Annotated in this window: 10 protein-coding genes; 8 read left to right on the forward strand and 2 right to left on the reverse strand. The window is 40.4% G+C overall.

Annotation, left to right across the window (positions count from 1 at the left end):
• Positions 1-12 precede the first annotated feature (12 nt).
• The 8 genes from PZ898_RS02735 to PZ898_RS02770 all read left to right on the forward strand — a co-directional run bounded on the left by PZ898_RS02735 (position 13) and on the right by PZ898_RS02770 (position 14,742).
• A complete protein-coding gene (locus tag PZ898_RS02735; protein ID WP_277694722.1) occupies positions 13-2,751 on the forward strand; it encodes a T9SS type A sorting domain-containing protein in 2,739 nt (912 codons plus the stop codon).
• Between the two features lie 291 nt (positions 2,752-3,042).
• Entirely contained in the window at positions 3,043-5,676 is a 2,634-nt protein-coding gene (locus PZ898_RS02740) for a glycoside hydrolase family 3 C-terminal domain-containing protein (RefSeq protein ID WP_277694723.1), read from the forward strand.
• Positions 5,677-5,728: 52 nt separating this feature from the next.
• Entirely contained in the window at positions 5,729-7,717 is a 1,989-nt protein-coding gene (locus PZ898_RS02745; RefSeq protein ID WP_277694724.1) for an alpha-L-arabinofuranosidase C-terminal domain-containing protein, read from the forward strand.
• 128 nt (positions 7,718-7,845) lie between these two features.
• Positions 7,846-9,546: a ribulokinase gene (locus PZ898_RS02750; protein ID WP_277694725.1), complete on the forward strand. Its 1,701-nt coding sequence runs from the start codon at positions 7,846-7,848 to the stop codon at positions 9,544-9,546.
• Positions 9,547-9,579: 33 nt separating this feature from the next.
• Positions 9,580-10,290, forward strand: coding sequence for an L-ribulose-5-phosphate 4-epimerase (locus tag PZ898_RS02755; RefSeq protein ID WP_040994545.1), 711 nt, complete (start codon positions 9,580-9,582; stop codon positions 10,288-10,290).
• Between the two features lie 39 nt (positions 10,291-10,329).
• On the forward strand, positions 10,330-11,826 hold the full coding sequence (gene araA / locus PZ898_RS02760; protein WP_277694726.1) for an L-arabinose isomerase: 1,497 nt from the start codon (positions 10,330-10,332) through the stop codon (positions 11,824-11,826).
• 27 nt (positions 11,827-11,853) lie between these two features.
• Entirely contained in the window at positions 11,854-13,011 is a 1,158-nt protein-coding gene (locus PZ898_RS02765) for an aldose epimerase family protein (RefSeq protein WP_277694727.1), read from the forward strand.
• A gap of 3 nt (positions 13,012-13,014) precedes the next feature.
• Positions 13,015-14,742 carry a sodium/solute symporter gene (locus PZ898_RS02770; protein WP_277694728.1) on the forward strand — a complete coding sequence of 576 codons (1,728 nt, stop codon included), beginning with the start codon at positions 13,015-13,017 and terminating at the stop codon, positions 14,740-14,742.
• Positions 14,743-15,435: 693 nt separating this feature from the next.
• On the opposite strand, the gene PZ898_RS02775 is transcribed toward PZ898_RS02770, so the two are convergent.
• Together PZ898_RS02775 and PZ898_RS02780 are read right to left on the reverse strand one after the other, a co-directional pair.
• Positions 15,436-17,157, reverse strand: a complete 1,722-nt coding sequence (locus PZ898_RS02775; protein ID WP_123278286.1) for an RICIN domain-containing protein — start codon at positions 17,155-17,157, stop codon at positions 15,436-15,438.
• A 657-nt stretch (positions 17,158-17,814) separates the two neighbouring features.
• Positions 17,815-18,501 (reverse strand): NUDIX domain-containing protein, encoded by a 687-nt coding sequence (locus tag PZ898_RS02780; protein ID WP_216444682.1) that lies wholly within the window; start codon positions 18,499-18,501, stop codon positions 17,815-17,817.
• Positions 18,502-18,505: the final 4 nt, after the last annotated feature.

Raw genomic sequence — 18,505 nt, forward strand, 5'->3', positions numbered from 1 at the left:
AACTAAACCATTATGAAAAAAATTTTAAAACTTCTCAGCATTCATTCTATATGTTTGCTTTTCAGCTGTCTGTTGCATGGGCAGCTTACTACGGTAAAAATTGATAAGAATACTGCTTATCAGAAAATAAGAGGATTCGGAGGATTTGTCTGCAGTCCCCAGTTTGCGTATAACCATATGTCTACATCAGAGATTCAGACGCTTTGGGGGGCTTCCAGTGAAGGCGGGTATAATATTATGAGATTATATATTCCCGAGAACAGCAGCAACTGGAGTTCTGTATTAACTACAGCACAACTCGCCAAATCTATGGGACTTACCATTTTTGCTTCGCCCTGGACCATGCCCGCAGCCTGGAAAACCAATAACCATGTAAATGCTGTTTATACTGACGCTAACGGAGTACAACAGATCGGATATTTAAAGCCGGAAAATTATCAGGATTATGCGCTTTATCTTAACAGCTTTGTTACCTATCTCCAGAACAATGGAGTAGATCTTGATTATATCTCCATTCAAAATGAACCGGATGAGATGGCACAGTATCAAGGATGCATCTGGACTCCTGCACAGATTACTAATTTTATCAAAAATTACGGACAGCTTATCAACTGTAAAGTGATTGCCCCGGAAAGTGTGGGATTTACGGATAATTTTGCCAGTGCTTTGCTGGATCCTACAGCAATGGCTAATTTTGAAGTGTATGGCGGGCATCAATATGGGCTTATGCAGTCTACTTACAAACAATTTCAGAATTATAACAAAGAAATCTGGCAGACAGAATATCTGATCAACTGGAACTCATCATCTACCCAGCCGGCAAGAGATTTCAGCTGGAATACCGATGCATTTACCTTTGCCAGCAGCGTCAACAATGCATTATTGGGTAATGTCAATGCTTGGATTCATTATTCTGCCAAACGTTATTATGGCTTAATGGGTGATGGAACTTACGGAACCCCTTCAGGTGTAATGACCAAAAGAGGCTATATTCTTTCTCATTATGCCAAATATACAACAGGCAAGACGAGAATAGAAGCCAAATGGGAAGACAAAACCGGAGCTTTACAAGGGTCTTCCTATATTTCCCAGGATGGGAATCAGATTGTTCTTATGGTCATCAATCCTTCTCAGAACACGTATAGCTTGAAGGTTGACTTGCCTTTTTACACAACTTCAGGAACAAAAGTATTGACCAATACACAATCCAATATGGTTACCACGCCTATTTCTTTGAGTACAGCAACATTCCGACCAACGGCTGATATCAGCCCTTCCAGTGTCATGACATTTGTTTTTAATAAAAGCGGCGACAGACCTGCTTCTCTGATGACAGGCGGAGATATTCATTATAATAAAATTGAAACACAAACTGCTACCAGTACAGCTTTTGGGACAGGATTCAATATCAGCAATACAACGGTGACGTTCTCTAATCCAAGCCCTCTTATCAGTAATAATATGACTGCGGCTAACGGATATCTTCAGCTTAATGACAGGTACAATAAACTGATCCTGCATGTAAACAGCTATACAACAGCGGGACAAAGCTATTCAGACAATACGACTTTATACTATATCAACAGTCAGGGCGTAACGAAATCATATAATTACGGCAAGATTAATTTTCCGCAGGGAGGAAACTTCGATATCACCTTAGATATTTCAAGACAGGTGCTTACAGACGGATGCAAAGGAATTTTAGGATTGAGAAATTCCAATTACAGCTCTGTGCTTACGATTAATCTGGGAGATGTTTATTTCAATGTAGGTAATGAAATTGCTTCTAAATTCGGAGGAACCTATTCTGCAAGCGACAGCTATCTGATGGATGCCCTGGAAAATGGCTACTACACTTCTGTAGACTTCAGAAATGCTGCAGGAGTTACTTCTTCCAATAACTGGCAGCCTATGAGTGCCAACTCTAACAGCATTTATTATGTGAATTCAAACGTAAGTTCATCTGCCAATAATGTGATCTCTGGTACTACATGCTCAAATCTTGTCCTTTCCGGTCAGGGTATGGATTTTCAGGTGCCGTTTAACTTCACAGCCAATACAGCTTCTTACAGCCGTACCTTTAATGGCTATGACGTCCTGATCTTACCATTCCAGGCTAATATACCTTCCGGAGTTACTGCTTATCTGATATCTCCGGATGCCAATAATATCAGTTGTACTGCAATTTCAAACGGAATCATTCCTGCAAACACTCCGGTAATCGTCAATGCGACAGGGAATATTACTTTCAGCGGCACAGGAAATGTTTCCACACCCAAAGCAATCACGATCAATCAGATGAACGGAGTTTACCAGGGCATCAAAGTTCCGGCGAATGCTTATGTACTGAAAACAGAAAACGGAGTAACAGGCTTCTATAAAGTAACTGCCGGAAGTGAGCCTGTAATAGGATCTTTCAAAGCATATCTTACAGAAGAAAATGCCTATTCAGCCAATGTTCTTCCTTTAAACTTCGGATCGTTAAGTGCCAGAAATATCTCTGCTGAAGCTAAAAAAGATGTTGTGAAAATATATCCTAATCCGGTAAAAGCAGACCTTTTCATTGATTCTGATTTGTCAGAAGGAGCTGCCACCATTTTTGATGCTAGAGGAAGTGTTATCAGAACCGGGTTGAAAATAAATACAGGGAAAAACCAAATTAATGTGGGAGATTTCCCGGCCGGTATTTACTTTATTGAGGTTACTCAAAAAAATAATACAATCGTAAAACAAAAATTCATCAAAGAGTAAATTGAATCCAAAGCCATCATGAGCATTGCTTATGGTGGCTTTATTTCAACAATTTGGTATGAAAACCAAAAGTAAGTAGGATTTATTCTTAATTTAAGTGTATTATTTACATTTATTTAAAATAGAACGTTATATTTGTTTTTCATTGCATTGTTGCTGAATAATACTGGCAATTTGTATAAAATAAGAATGAAAACATAATTATCCGTGAAAATCTGTAAATCAGTGGCTAAGAATTGTTAATCACAAAATCAACAGCCTTTTCCGGACTTTATTGAAACCATACTACCTATGAAAAGAATTGTATTAATCCTATGTGCAACACTGGCAGCCCCTTTATTTTTTGCCCAGAGCCATTATAAATACCCATTCAGAAACCCGGATCTTCCGGTTAATGAGAGAATAGAGAACCTTCTTTCTTTATTGACCACAGAAGAAAAGATAGGAATGATGATGGATAATTCCCAGGCAGTTCCCCGTCTGGAAATTCCTGCCTACGGATGGTGGAATGAAGCACTTCACGGAGTGGCAAGAGCAGGAACAGCCACAGTTTTTCCTCAGGCAATCGGGATGGCGGCCACATGGGATGTTCCGGAGCATTTGAAAACTTTTGAAATGATTTCTGATGAAGCACGGGCAAAATACAACAGATCTTTTGATGAAGCTCTGAAAACAGGACGATACGAAGGACTGACCTTCTGGACACCCAATATCAATATTTTCCGTGACCCAAGATGGGGAAGAGGCCAGGAAACCTACGGTGAAGACCCTTATCTGACCTCTGTTCTGGGGGTTGCAGCAGTAAAAGGTCTACAGGGAAACGACCCGAAATTTTTTAAAACCCACGCCTGCGCCAAACATTTTGCAGTACATAGCGGACCGGAATGGAACCGCCATTCCTACAATGCAGAAATTTCAAAAAGAGATCTGTATGAGACGTATCTTCCCGCTTTTAAAGCATTGGTTCAGGAAGGGAATGTAAGAGAAGTAATGTGTGGCTACAATGCTTTTGATGGGCAGCCATGTTGTGCTAACAATACTTTACTTACTGAAATTCTCCGTGGAAAATGGAAGTATGACGGAATGGTGGTCTCAGATTGCTGGGCACTGGCAGATTTCTTTCAGAAAAAATATCATGGTACCCATCCTGATGAGAAGACCACTGCAGCAGATGCCTTGAAACATTCCACGGATCTGGAATGCGGAGATACTTATAACAATCTGAATAAATCTCTTGCAAGCGGACTGATTACCGAAAAAGATATTGATGCGTCGATGCGCAGAATCCTGAAAGGGTGGTTTGAGCTGGGAATGCTTGATCCGAAATCTTCTGTTCACTGGAATACAATTCCGTATTCTGTAGTCGATTCTGAAGAACATAAAAAGCAGGCATTGAAAATGGCACAAAAATCAATTGTGCTGATGAAAAACGAAAAGAATGTGCTGCCTCTAAGCAGAAATATTAAAAAAATTGCCATTGTAGGCCCGAATGCTGATGACGGATTGATGCAGTTAGGAAACTATAACGGAACGCCTTCTTCCATTGTAACGATTTTAGACGGAATCAAAAGCAAATTTCCAAATACTGAAATTATCTACGAAAAAGGAAGCGAAGTCACAGATCCTTCTTCCAGAACGTCATTATACCAGAATTTTATCAGTCAGAAAAATGGTGCGAAAGGAATGAAAGTAGAGTTCTTCAATAACAATGAATTCAAAGGGCAGCCGGCCAATGTTTCCGTAAATCCCACCGCCATCAGCTACAACAGTTTTGGAGGAACCCAGCTTGCACCCAATGTAGGAAGAGAAAATACCTCAGCCATCATTTCAGGGATTTTTAAAAGTACCTATACAGGAGAGGTTGTGTTTTCTGCTTCCACTTCCGATGTCTATACCCTTTTCGTGGACGGAAAAGAAATTGCAACAAGAAAAGGTCCTGACGCAAGACATCCTTCAGAGTTTCCTGTAAAAATGGAGAAAGGAAAAGAATACCAGATAGAACTGCGTCATACACAAAAAGGAAAATATGTAAGCATCAGTTTTGAAGTGTATAGAAAAGACCCTGTTAATTTTGCTTCAGTAAGAGAAAAAGTGAAAAGTGCAGATGTCATTGTCTTTGCAGGTGGACTTTCTCCAAGTCTGGAAGGTGAAGAAATGATGGTGAATGCAGAAGGCTTCAGAGGAGGTGACAAAACTTCAATTGCCCTTCCTATAGTCCAGCGGGACCTGTTGGCGGAGCTTAGAAAAACAGGAAAACCTGTTGTTTTTGTTCTTTGTACCGGAAGTGCTCTGGGATTGGAACAGGATGAAAAAAATTATGATGTTTTGCTGAACGCCTGGTATGGTGGACAATCCGGAGGAACTGCTGTGGCAGATGTTTTGGCAGGAGATTATAACCCTTCCGGAAAATTACCCATTACTTTTTACAAAAACCTTGAACAGCTGGACAACGCCCTTTCAAAAACAAGCAAGCACGAAGGATTTGAAAATTATGATATGCAGGGAAGAACCTACCGTTATATGACGGAAAAACCTCTTTATCCGTTCGGGCATGGCCTGAGCTATTCAAAATTTGTTTATGGAGATTCAAAACTCAGCAAAAATACTATCAATACCAACGAAAATGTGACGATCACAATTCCGGTAACCAATGTTTCAGAAAGGGATGGCGAAGAAGTCGCTCAGGTCTATATCAAAAGAAATAATGATACCCAGGCACCGGTAAAAACGTTAAGGGCTTTTGAGAGGACTTTAATCAGATCTAAAGAAACAAAAAATATTCAGCTGACCCTCTCCAAAGATTCATTTGCCTTCTATGATGAAAAAGCAGATGATCTGGTTTCAAAACCCGGCGATTATACCATTTTTTATGGCGGAACTTCTGATGATGCCGTGTTGAAAAGCATTCCATTAACAGTAAAATAAAAATTGATTCAAGACAAATTGAGACATGCTTTAGTTTTCAAAATAACGATCTATGACAACCAAAAATAAAATATTTTCCATCGCGATTTCCCTCAGTGCTGCTTTTTTTTCGGCTCAGAATAATACGGTCCGTACTTTTAATCTGGATCTGAAAGAAACTCCGGCACCTGTTAAAATACAGCCCACCATGTACGGGATTTTCTTTGAAGACATCAATTTTGCCGCAGACGGCGGATTGTATGCTGAACTGATTAAAAACCGCAGCTTTGAATTTGACGAACCATTTACAGGCTGGAAACAGCCCAATACAAAAACACTTTCTCCTAATCTGGATTCGGGGTTTCTGACCATTTATTCCGACCCTGCCAAAACCAATAAAAATTATGCACGAATTACTGTTCTGAATGATAAAAATTATATTCTGGAAAATGAAGGATTCAGGGGAATAGGCCTTCATCAGGGAGAACAATATGATTTCAGCTTTGATCTGGAGAATGTTTCGGGAAATATTGCTGCGGTCAATGCAAGTCTTGTTGATGAAAATGGGAAGGAAATTTCTTCAGTTTCCACACTTATAAAAAGAAACGGATGGCAGAAGTATACAACAGTTTTCAAAGCACCACAAACTGTAGAAAAAGCAAAACTGCGGATTACATTTACCGGAAACGGCATCGTGAACATGGATATGATCTCACTTTTCCCACAAGACACCTGGAAAGGCAGAAAAGGAGGCTTACGAAAAGATCTGGTTCAGAAATTATATGATTTACAACCCGGTTTTTTGAGATTCCCAGGGGGCTGTATTGTAGAGGGAAGAACTTTGGCAGAAAGATATCAGTGGAAAAAAACAATTGGAAATGTGGCAGACCGCGAATATCTCATCAATAAATGGAGCACAGGATTTCCGCATCGTCTTACACCGGATTACGGACAGTCTTTCGGATTAGGTTTTTATGAATATTTCCAGCTTTCCGAAGATCTGGGCGCAGAACCTGTTCCTATTCTGAGCTGCGGAATGGCTTGCCAGTTCAATACCGCAGAACTGGTGAAAATGGAAGACCTTGATCCCTACGTTCAGGATGCCCTGGACCTGATTGAATTTGCCAACGGAGATTCCGGAACAAAATGGGGGAGAATCCGTACTGAAATGGGGCATCCAAAGCCTTTTAATTTAAAATTTATCGGAGTGGGAAATGAACAGTGGGGAGCGGATTATATTGAACGCTATAAAGTTTTTGAAAAAGTAATTCATACAAAATATCCTGACATAAAGATCATTTCCGGAAGCGGACCGTCACCTGACGGCGAATTCTTCGAGTATGGATGGAAAGAGTTGAAGCAGCTTAATGCGCAGATTGTAGATGAACATTATTACAATTCTCCCGAATGGTTCATGCAAAATGCAGGCAGATACGATAAGTATGACCGCTCCGGGCCAAAAGTTTTTGCCGGGGAGTATGCAGCCCAGTCTGTAGGCGTGGTAAAGCCTGATAATAAGAATAACTGGTTAACAGCCCTTTCAGAAGCTGCTTTTATGACCGGACTTGAAAGAAACGCAGATGTGGTCTATATGACTTCCTACGCACCGCTTTTTGCCCATGCTGACGGCTGGCAGTGGACGCCCGATCTCATCTGGTTCAATAATCTGAAATCCTACGCGACCCCGAATTATTATGTTCAGAAATTATTTTCCAACAATAAAGGAACGGATGTATTAAAAATAGAACATAACGGAAAAGCGGTATCCGGCCAGGAAAAATTATATGCTACAGCTGTCAAAGATGCCAAAAATAATGAGATCATTATTAAAATGGTCAATACTGATACTCAGGCTAAAACGGTAAATATCAAACCAGAAACTCTGAAAATCGGTAAAAAAGTAACCAAAATTCTTCTGTCTGCCCCGCAGTTTTCCAGTGAAAATAATTTCGATGCTGAACCTGTGAAACCCAAAGAGGAGAATTCAGAAGCTAAAAAAGGTAAAATTTCAACAGAAATTCCGGCCAATTCTTTGGTTGTTTTAAAGGTAAAAACAATTTAAAAAACTGTTTTATAGTATGTTATAAAAAATAAGTGTGTTTTTTACATTTATTTAAAATAGAATCTTATATTTGTTTTTATCTCATCAGGAGAATTTAAAATCTCAATAATCAAAAACGTTTCACCACCATGAAAAAATATGTTATCGGGCTGGACTACGGTACAGATTCCGTACGGGCCGTCCTTATTGATACTGAAAACGGTTCCGAAATAACTTCTTCAGTCAGCTACTACCAGAGATGGAAGGAAGGCCGATTTTGTAATCCATCAGCCAACAGTTTCAGACAGCATCCTTCAGATCATATTGAAGGTCTGGAAAAAACGATTTCAGAAATAGTAAAAGAAAGCGGGATACCGGCAGAGCAGATCGTCAGTATTTGTATTGATACTACAGGCTCTTCACCGTTACCAGTAACAAGCGACGGAATTGCCTTGGCACTGGTTCCGGGATTTGAGGAAAACCCCAATGCCATGATGATTTTATGGAAAGACCACACTGCCATTCGTGAAGCCGAAGAAATCAATACCCTTGCGAGAAACTGGGGTGGTGAAGATTATACAAAATATGAAGGCGGTATTTACTCTTCAGAATGGTTCTGGGCCAAAATACTGCACATCAGCAGAGAAGATGCAAAAGTAAAAAATGCTGCGTACACCTGGATGGAGCACTGTGATTATCTGACCTATCTTTTATCAGATCATAAAGACCTGGCCACGTTCAAAAGAAGCCGTTGTGCTGCCGGTCACAAAGCCATGTGGCATGAATCATGGGACGGTCTGCCTTCCGAAGAATTCCTCAACAGGCTTGATCCTTCTCTCGGAACCCTCAGAGGAAGATTATACAGGGAAACCTATACTTCAGATGAAATTGCCGGCTATCTGAATGAAGAATGGGCCGCAAAAACAGGTCTTACCACCAAAACTATTATTACCGTAGGAACTTTTGATGCCCATTCAGGCGCTGTGGGAGCAAAGGTGGAAGAAAATACCCTGATCAGGATTATGGGAACTTCTACCTGCGATATTATGGTTGCCTCACAGGAAGCTATCGGGAATACAACCGTTAAAGGAATCTGCGGACAGGTTGACGGCTCCGTAATTCCAGGACTGATAGGACTTGAAGCAGGGCAGTCTGCCTTTGGAGATGTGCTGGCATGGTATAAAGATATCCTGATGTGGCCGGTTCACCAGGTGATGATGCAATCTGAAAGTATTTCCGATGAGCAGAAAACAAAGCTTGCAGAAGAAATGGAGGCAGGACTTATCAGAAAATTAACCCTTGAAGCAGAAAAAATTCCTCTTTCAGATACTGTTCCGGTTGCATTGGACTGGGTAAACGGAAGGAGAACACCGGATGCAGACCAGGAACTTAAGGCAGCAATTAGTCAGCTTTCTCTGGGAACAAAAGCTCCTCATATTTTCAAAGCTTTGGTGAATGCCATTTGTTTCGGAGCTAAGAAGATCGTTGACCGTTTTGAGGAGGAAGGGGTGAAAATCAATAAAGTGATCGGAATCGGAGGAGTAGCAAGGAAATCACCGTTTATCATGCAGACACTCGCTAATGTTCTGGATATGCCAATTGTGGTTGCCGCTTCGGACCAGACTCCCGCATTAGGGGCTGCTGTTTATGCAGCTGTATCAGCAGGAATTTATCCGACCGTACAGGAAGCAAGCATGAAAATGGGCTCCGCATTTGAAGCGGAATATCAGCCGAAAGCGGAAGAAGTACAGCACTACAGAGAATTAATGCAGCAATACCAGAAGCTCGCTGATTTTGTAGAATACAATACCCAACTGAAAAACAACAGGAAAGAACTTCAGAACTCCTGATTTTCCATTTTAACCTTTTGAATGATACTCAAAATGAATACCTATAAAGAACTCCAAAGAGAATGTTATGAAGCGAATATGCAGCTGGATGCCCTGAAGCTGGTGGTCTATACTTTCGGGAATGTAAGTGCTGTAGACCGTGATAAAGGCATTTTTGCCATTAAACCAAGCGGTGTCCCTTATGACATTTTAAAGCCGGAAGATATGGTGATTCTGGACTTTGATGCCAATGTCATTGAAGGCAGGCTCAGACCTTCTTCCGATACCAAGACCCATGCTTACCTGTACAAAAACTGGGAAAATATCGGTGGAATTTCCCACACGCATGCCATCTATTCCGTGGCGTGGGCACAGGCACAATTGGATATCCCTGTTTTCGGGACAACCCATGCAGATCATCTTACGACGGATATTCCCTGCGCTCCGCCTATGCGGGATGAACTGATTGAAGGAAACTACGAATACAATACAGGAATACAGATTCTGGAATGCTTTAAAGAAAAACAGCTCTCTCCGGAAGAAGTAGAAATGGTTCTTATCGGCAATCACGGTCCGTTTACCTGGGGTAAGAATGCTGAGAAAGCGGTCTACAACAGCAAAGTACTGGAAACCATTGCCGAAATGGCTTATCTCACCAGACAGATCAATCCTGATGCAGAACGTCTGAAAGACTCACTCATCAAAAAACATTATGAACGTAAACACGGCAAGAATGCTTATTACGGACAGGAATTTAAACACTAAACATTTCAAGATAAACAACTATTAACGATCAACAAAACTATGTTAACACCTCTCAATACCAAAGAAGTCTGGTTCATCACAGGAAGTCAGCATTTATACGGACCAGAAACACTGGCACAGGTAGCAGAACACTCACAGAAAATTGTGGCAGAACTTGAAAAATCTTCTTTCATCCCGGTAAAAGTTATTGTAAAGCCAACGGTAAAAACTACCGAAGAGATATTTGAAACCATTGTAGCAGCCAATCATGCAGAAAACTGTATAGGAGTAATTACGTGGATGCATACTTTTTCACCCGCTAAAATGTGGATCAGAGGGCTAAAAATTTTACAAAAGCCTCTTCTGCATCTGCATACCCAATTCAACAGAGATATTCCGTGGTCTACCATGGACATGGACTTTATGAACCTTAACCAGGCGGCTCATGGAGACCGTGAATTTGGTTTTATGGTAAGCAGGCTCCGAAAGAACAGAAAAGTCGTGGTAGGGCACTGGTCAGAAGAAAGAGTTCAGAAGCAAATTGGTGACTGGAGCCGTGTTGCTGCAGGCTGGGACGACTGGCAGGGAGCTAAATTTGCACGCTTTGGAGATAATATGAGATTTGTAGCCGTTACAGATGGAGATAAAGTGGAAGCTGAAACCCAGTTCGGCTTTTCAGTGAATACCTGGGGAATCGGTGATCTTGTAGGCGTTATCAATTCTGTAAGTGAGGGAGAAATAAAAAGCCTGATGGAAGAATATGAATCTTCTTATCACATGGCAGCATCTCTTTTGGAGGGAGGAGCCAACAGAAGTTCGCTGCACACCGCTGCAAAAATTGAATTAGGACTTGAGAAGTTTTTAAAAGACGGTGGATTTAAAGGATTCTCTGATACTTTTGAAGACCTTCACGGGCTGGAGCAGCTGCCGGGAATTGCCGTACAGAGACTGATGCAGAAAGGATACGGATTTGCAGGCGAAGGAGACTGGAAAACCGCAGCGCTCGTACGTGCCATGAAAACAATGGGGCAGGGCCTTGAAGGTGGAAATGCCTTTATGGAAGATTATACCTATCATTTAGACCCTTCCAATCCTTCTATTTTAGGCTCCCATATGCTGGAAGTAGATCCTGTGCTGGCCGCCGGAAAACCTTCGTGTGAGATCCATCCGTTGGGAATCGGAGGGAAAGCAGATCCCGTTCGTCTTGTTTTTAACTCCAGAGGAAATATTGATTCTCTTAATGCTGCCCTGATGGACTTTGGAAACCATTTCAGACTGCTAATCAACAAGACAAGAGCATTGGAAATTACAGAAGAGCTGCCAAAGCTTCCGGTAGCAAGAGTTTTATGGAAACCTCTTCCTGATTTATATACGGCCGCAGAAGCCTGGATACTGGCAGGAGGGGCACACCATACATGTTACAGTGAAAATATTTCGGCAGAACAGCTGGAAGATTTTGCTGAGATAGCAGGAATTGAATCATTAGTTATTGATGAAGATACCAGAATGCGTGATTTCAAAAATACACTTCGTTGGAATGAAATGTATTATCGTTAATTAATTGTAAAAAATATGTAAATAATTATGAAAAAAGCAACACATAATAGCATTTTTATTTTATTATTTTTAATTATTTTCGGCTGCGGAAAAGAAAATAACAAACAGGATATTTCAGGGAAAATGGAGAATGTTTATACTTCAGACTATGGAGTTACGCCTAAGGGCGATTCTATTAAAAAATACACATTAAGCAATAAAAACGGGATGAAAGTTGAGGTTATCAACTTCGGCGGAATTATCACTTCCTTAACCGCTCCGGACAGAAACGGGAAATATGAGGATGTAGTCCTTGGCTTTACAAAACCTGAAGGATATTTCGATGGTAATCCTTATTATTTCGGGGCTTTGATCGGAAGATACGGCAACAGAATTGCCAATGCAAAATTTACACTAGATGGCAAAACCTATGAAATCAACAAAAATGATGGTCCCAACAGCCTTCACGGAGGAAAAGAAGGGTTCCACACCAGATTCTGGAATATTGAAGTGGTAAAGGATGCAAAATTTCCAACATTGAAATTATCTTACACCAGTGCAGACGGTGAAGAAGGATATCCGGGGAAATTAACAACAACCGTTTTTTACACGCTTACAGACGATAATGCATTGGAAATTTCGTATGAAGCTGAAACAGATAAGCCTACTGTAGTGAATCTTACCCAGCATTCCTATTTTAACCTGTCAGGAAATTTTACTAAAACGATTACCGATCATGAACTACAGATTAATGCAGATCATTTTCTTCCGGTGAACGAAACCTTAATTCCTACGGGTGAGCAGAAAGCTGTAAAAGGAACTCCTTTTGATTTCACGGTTTCAAAACCGATTGGAAAAGATATCAGTGCAGACGATGATCAGCTGAAAAAAGGAAAAGGATATGACCATAACTGGATTTTGAATGGAAAAGGTTTGAGAAGTATCGCCAAAGTGTATCACCAGGGAACAGGAAGATTAATGGAAGTCTTCACAGATGAACCCGGTGTGCAGTTTTATTCCGGAAATTTTCTTGACGGAAAGTTTGATACCAAAACCGGAGGTAAAAATGAATTCAGAACAGGATTCTGCTTAGAGACACAACACTTCCCGGATTCACCGAACCAGCCTTCTTTTCCTTCTACAGAATTGAAGCCCGGACAGAAATACCAGTCGAAAACCATCTATAAATTCTCCGTAAAAAAGTAAACTATGGGAAAATTAGCAACTATTGATATCATCATATTCCTGATCTATTTTGTAGTGGTAGCTTCTTACGGATTATGGATCTATAAAAAGAAAAAGTCTGAATCTACAGGAAGTAAGGATTATTTCCTTGCGGAAGGATCTTTGACCTGGTGGGCGATCGGAGCCAGCTTAATTGCCTCCAATATCTCTGCTGAGCAGTTTATCGGAATGAGCGGTGAAGGTTTCTTTGTCGGAATCGCTGTTGCCGCTTACGAATGGATTGCTGCCGTTGCGCTGATCATCATTGCGGTCTGGTTTATTCCGATCTATCTTAAAAATAAGATCTATACCATGCCCCAGTTTCTGGAAAGAAGGTATAACAAATCTGTTTCACTCATCATGGCAGTATTCTGGCTGTTTCTGTATGTTATTGTGAATCTTACTTCCATCCTTTATCTTGGTGCTCTTGCCATCGATACTTTGCTGGGAGGAGAACATCTTCACGGCATTATGATCGGTCTTTTGCTTATGGCTCTTCTGATCGGTCTTGGAGGAATGAAAGTAATTGGATATACAGACGTTATACAGGTGGCAGTCCTTATTATCGGAGGTTTTGCAACAGTTTATATGGCGTTGCAGATTGTGGACCAGAGAATCAACGGAGCCGCTGTAGGAAATGCGTTGGCAGGATTCAATACCCTGATCAATGAGGCTCCGCAGCACTTTAAGCTGATTCTTCAAAAACCAACAACTACAACCACTACTTTGGCAATGCCTCAGAACCTTGAGGTACAGAAATATGTGGTATTACCGGGCCTGGCAATGTATTTTGCCGGTCAGTGGATTGTTAACCTGAACTATTGGGGATGCAATCAGTATATTACACAGAGAGCTTTGGGAGCAGATCTCAAAACGGCAAGAACAGGGATTCTGTTTGCAGGTTTTCTGAAATTATTCATGCCTGTAATTGTTATGCTTCCGGGAATTGCTGCTTATGTTTTATATTCCAAAGGACACCTTCCGGGATTCAACGGAGTGAAAGATGGGGCATACTCTGCAATATTAGGATTCTTACCAGTAGGATTAAAAGGATTGGCCATTGCAGCGTTGACAGCAGCGATTGTAGCTTCACTGGCAGGAAAAGTGAACAGTATCTCAACCATTTTTACCCTGGATATCTATAAGAAATACCTTAAAACAGATGCCACCGAAATTCAGATGGTGAGAACAGGCCGCTGGGTTATCATTATCGCAATGATGGCAGCACTGGCCTTTACCTGGACAGATGTTTTGGGAATTGGTGGTGAAGGAGGTTTCACATTTATCCAGAAATATACAGGCTTTATCAGTCCTGGAGTTTTTGCCATGTTCCTTTTGGGAATGTTCTGGAAAAGAACAACTGGTACAGCCGCTTTGGTAGGAGTGATTTTAGGGTTTGTCCTGGCCATTTTCTTCAACAGCTTTGCCGTTGAAATTTTCGGGAAAGAGACGTGGATGTATACAGCATTCACTTATGAAAAGCTGGAAAATGGGATGGTTCATACCATTACCGAAATTCCTTTCCTGATCAATATGGGATGGTCGTTTTTTATCACCATCATCGCCATGATCCTGATCAGTCTTGCAGGTCCGAAAATTAATCCTAAAGCCTTTGCCGTTGATGTAGCAATGTTTAAAGTAGACAACAGGACATTAGTTTTGATTGTGATGACACTGCTTTTACTGACCGCCTTGTATGTAAGGTTTTGGTAAGTGAATGGTCAATAGTGAATTCGTTTCACTTGTCAATTTTAAATTCATCATTGACTGCGAATCAAAATTGACTTTTTAAAAGTGAATGGTCAATAGTGAATTCGTTTCACTTGTCAATTTTAAATTCATCATTGACTGCGAATCAAAATTGACTTTTTAAAAGTGAATGGTCAATAGTGAATTCGTTTCACTTGTCAATTTTAAATTCATCATTGACTGCGAATCAAAATTGACTTTTTAAAAGTGAATGGTCAATAGTGAATTCGTTTCACTTGTCAATTTTAAATTCATCATTGACTGCGAATCAAAATTGACTTTTTAAAAGTGAATGGTCAATAGTGAATTCGTTTCACTGTCAATTTTAGAAATTCATCATTGACTGCGAAGCAAATTGACTTTTCACATAAAAATAGGATGCTGGAAAAAGCATCCTATTTTTTTATTTCAGAATTAATTATATGCACTTTATGCATCTGTATGGCACTTAGTTTAATCGTTTGATATTGTTTTTAAGACTATTCTATACGTAAGTTTTTGTAAACGTTGATTATATGAAAAAAGTGAAAGGTCAATAGTGAATTCGCTTTATTGTCAATTTTTAAAAATTCACCATTGACTTGCGAAGCAAAATTGACTTTTCACATACAATAAAAAAACAGGATGCTTAAAAAGCACCCTGTTTTTTTATTGATATCAGTTCATCCCAATATATTTGAACTTGAACAACTGACAGGACGTACCATAATAATCCCAAAGGTGTAAGTTTGAATTGCCATCCATGGTACAGTTGGGAATATCCCAGCCACGTGTAGGGTCCACCTTGGACAGGATTTTATAATAACCATTGGAGACAGCAACTACCTGCCAGGCTTGTGCATCATTACCATAGTTCTGCCAAAGTCTGATCGAAGTTCCCAGTGTATTGCTGTTACTGGCTAAGTCAATGCAGCGATTGGTTGCACTCGCTTTGGATACAAAACGCCAGTAACCATTGCCGGCGTCAATGGCAACCCAGCGCTGTGCAGCAGCACCATTCCTTGTCCATGGTCTTAACACTGCGCCATTGGCATCCTCTCCGGATTTTAGATCAACTACTTTATTGGCATCGGTCTGAAACTCGATTTCGTAAATGCCATTATTAACCAGGCTGCTGGTTGTATTACAGTTTCCAACAGGATAATTGGAGGATGCATATTGCTGGAACCACTGTTTAACTGGTGCGGCGCAGGCTTCCCAATCGTTGTTGTAGGCTGTTCCTGCATTAGGATCGCCTTTGTGGAGGAGATTATCCGGGGCAAGAACATTCCAGCTTACATTGCCTGACTGATCCACGATATATTTTAAATTGGCGCCAAATCCGCTTCCGCCTGCGATACCTGTTGTACCGATGCCGAAGGTACCATATCCCTGAGGTGCCCAGTCGGTCTCGGTAATGGCAATTGGTGCAATGTCTGCGATTGGTTTAACATTGATATTCCATGCATTCTGAAAGGCTTGATAGTTGCTGAGACCGCCCCAGTAAGCTGGATAGATATGAACAGCATAACCAATATTACCACCTGTAATCTGGTTATTGACATAGCCTTGGTAATGGGATTGCCATCCTGTGCCCGGTATCCAGCAAACATTATTGGCTCCATTGTTGCGAATAATGTTAACCAATGGCTGGAAGAAGTTTTTAAGTGCTGCAAAGTGCTCGTTTCCTGTCGATCCCCATGTGCCATTTGTACCCAGAATCTCAACAGGTTCGTTGGCTAATTCGAACATCACATTGTCAGCGTTCTTTAGCCCCGGATGTTGCGACAAAAAGGTCCATACGGTTTTAAGATAGCTATGATAGGCATCGTTCACAGCAATACGATTTGGACATACGCCTGGCGGACGTAGGATGACATACATTCCCAGGCTGCGGGCATGGTTGATCAGTGGGATTATCACCTGATCTGTATAAGTTACCAGGCGGTTATAATTGAATCTTGAGATATCGTTCTCTGGGATAGCCGGTCCGGGATCATTGGTCCAATACGGATCAATATGGAGGCGGATGTAATTGAGATACCAGCCATCAGCAGCACTGGTGAGCTTGTTCATGACAGCCTTATTATAGTTCAGTGCGCCCTGTACATTGTAATTATCCCAGGTACAGTAGCCGGAATTGGCGCCATACTGACAGCCATTGAACCAGGGGCTTGGAGTTATGGCGACACCATGTAAGACAACATTATTGTCACAGGGATCTTTAAGGTATCTGCCTCCGACATGCAGCATTGGTGTTGCTGCCAACGCTCTTGCACTAGTGCTGGCACTTAAGTTGGAGTCAGGGTCTTCTAGTAAATTTTTTTCATCCATCGTAGAACAGCTGGAAAGAATGATTAACAGAAAGGCCAGAAAAAGCCACATTTTGTTTGTTCTCATAATTTGATATATTTAAAGTTTGGTCTTATTTTTTAGCCGTCAATATTCTGATTCTTTATACTGCGCAGGAGTATTACGCAGATAAGTAAAACTTCTTAATTTTTATTAACGGTGGATTTGAATAAGGATTGATTTCAGATTACTAAACCGTTTAACCTGTTTGACCCTATATTTCCTTACCTAATTTTTCAATACTGGTTTCAGGTGGAATACTGGAATCATTTCTATTCAGTTTGCAATTGGAAAATCTTTTTCTCTCTTTTTTCTGGTTCCCACGAAGTTAAGTTCGGGGTTTGTGAAAATTTGAGTTGTTGTTAAATATGGTTATTAGTTTTGCATAAAAATACATATAACATTAAATATAAATCAATATTTTATTAAAAATTAACAAAAAATTACATATCATAAATAAGATTATAAGCCATATAATTATAATGCATTGTGTGGTAGGAGAAAAGAAAAAACCTTATCATAAATTTTTATTACGATCATTCTGAAAAAAGACAAAATAACTGTTTGTCCTGCTGGAAATTTCCGCCAGAAACACAAAAAAAATCTCACAAAAGTGAGATTTTAATAAGAGTATGCTGAATTTTCTATCATTCTAAATTGTTAATTTTCTGGAATACTTTTTCCAAAATTAAACAGGTTGGTCTATCAGATTTTAAACATAAATCCCTGTGAGATTTTTTTATTGTATTTTTTTTCGTCAAACCGGTAAAGAAAAGACCCTTTTCTGGATGAAGTCATATCCTTTTTATTCGTATTCACAAGGATATCCATACTGTTGATCTTGCTGGTAAAATTTCGCTTGTCAAATTTTTCATCAAAAATAGCTTCATAAAGATTCTGAAGATCTTTCATTGTGAACTTTTCAGGAAGAAGCTCAAATCCTATAGGTCCTGTGGAAGCTCTTCTCCTCAGCCTGGCTACAGCATCCTTTACCATTTCGTTATGATCGAAGATAAGATCAGGAGCTTTCTGTAGTTCCACCCATTCTGCACTGTACTGCTCATTGATCTGGATGTCTTTCTCAATATTGATCAGTGCATAATACGAGATAGACATGATTCTGGCTGTCGGCTCACGGTTAATTTCCGTATAACATTTGAGCTGTTCAAGATAAATGTTTTCAAGACCGGTCAATGTACACAGAACTCTGTTAGCCGCTTCATCAGAGGTTTCCTCACTGCCAACGAAGCCACCCATCAATGACCATTCGCCCATTTGAGGTTCAAAATTTCTTTTTACCAAAAGGATTTTAAGATTTTCGCCGTCAAAACCGAAAATGATACAGTCAACTGCAACAAGGTGTTTGGGATATTGGGAGTAATCCTCAGTCATCTTT

The organism is Chryseobacterium sp. WX (genome assembly GCF_029542485.1).
Classification (GTDB): Bacteria; Bacteroidota; Bacteroidia; order Flavobacteriales; family Weeksellaceae; genus Chryseobacterium; species Chryseobacterium cucumeris.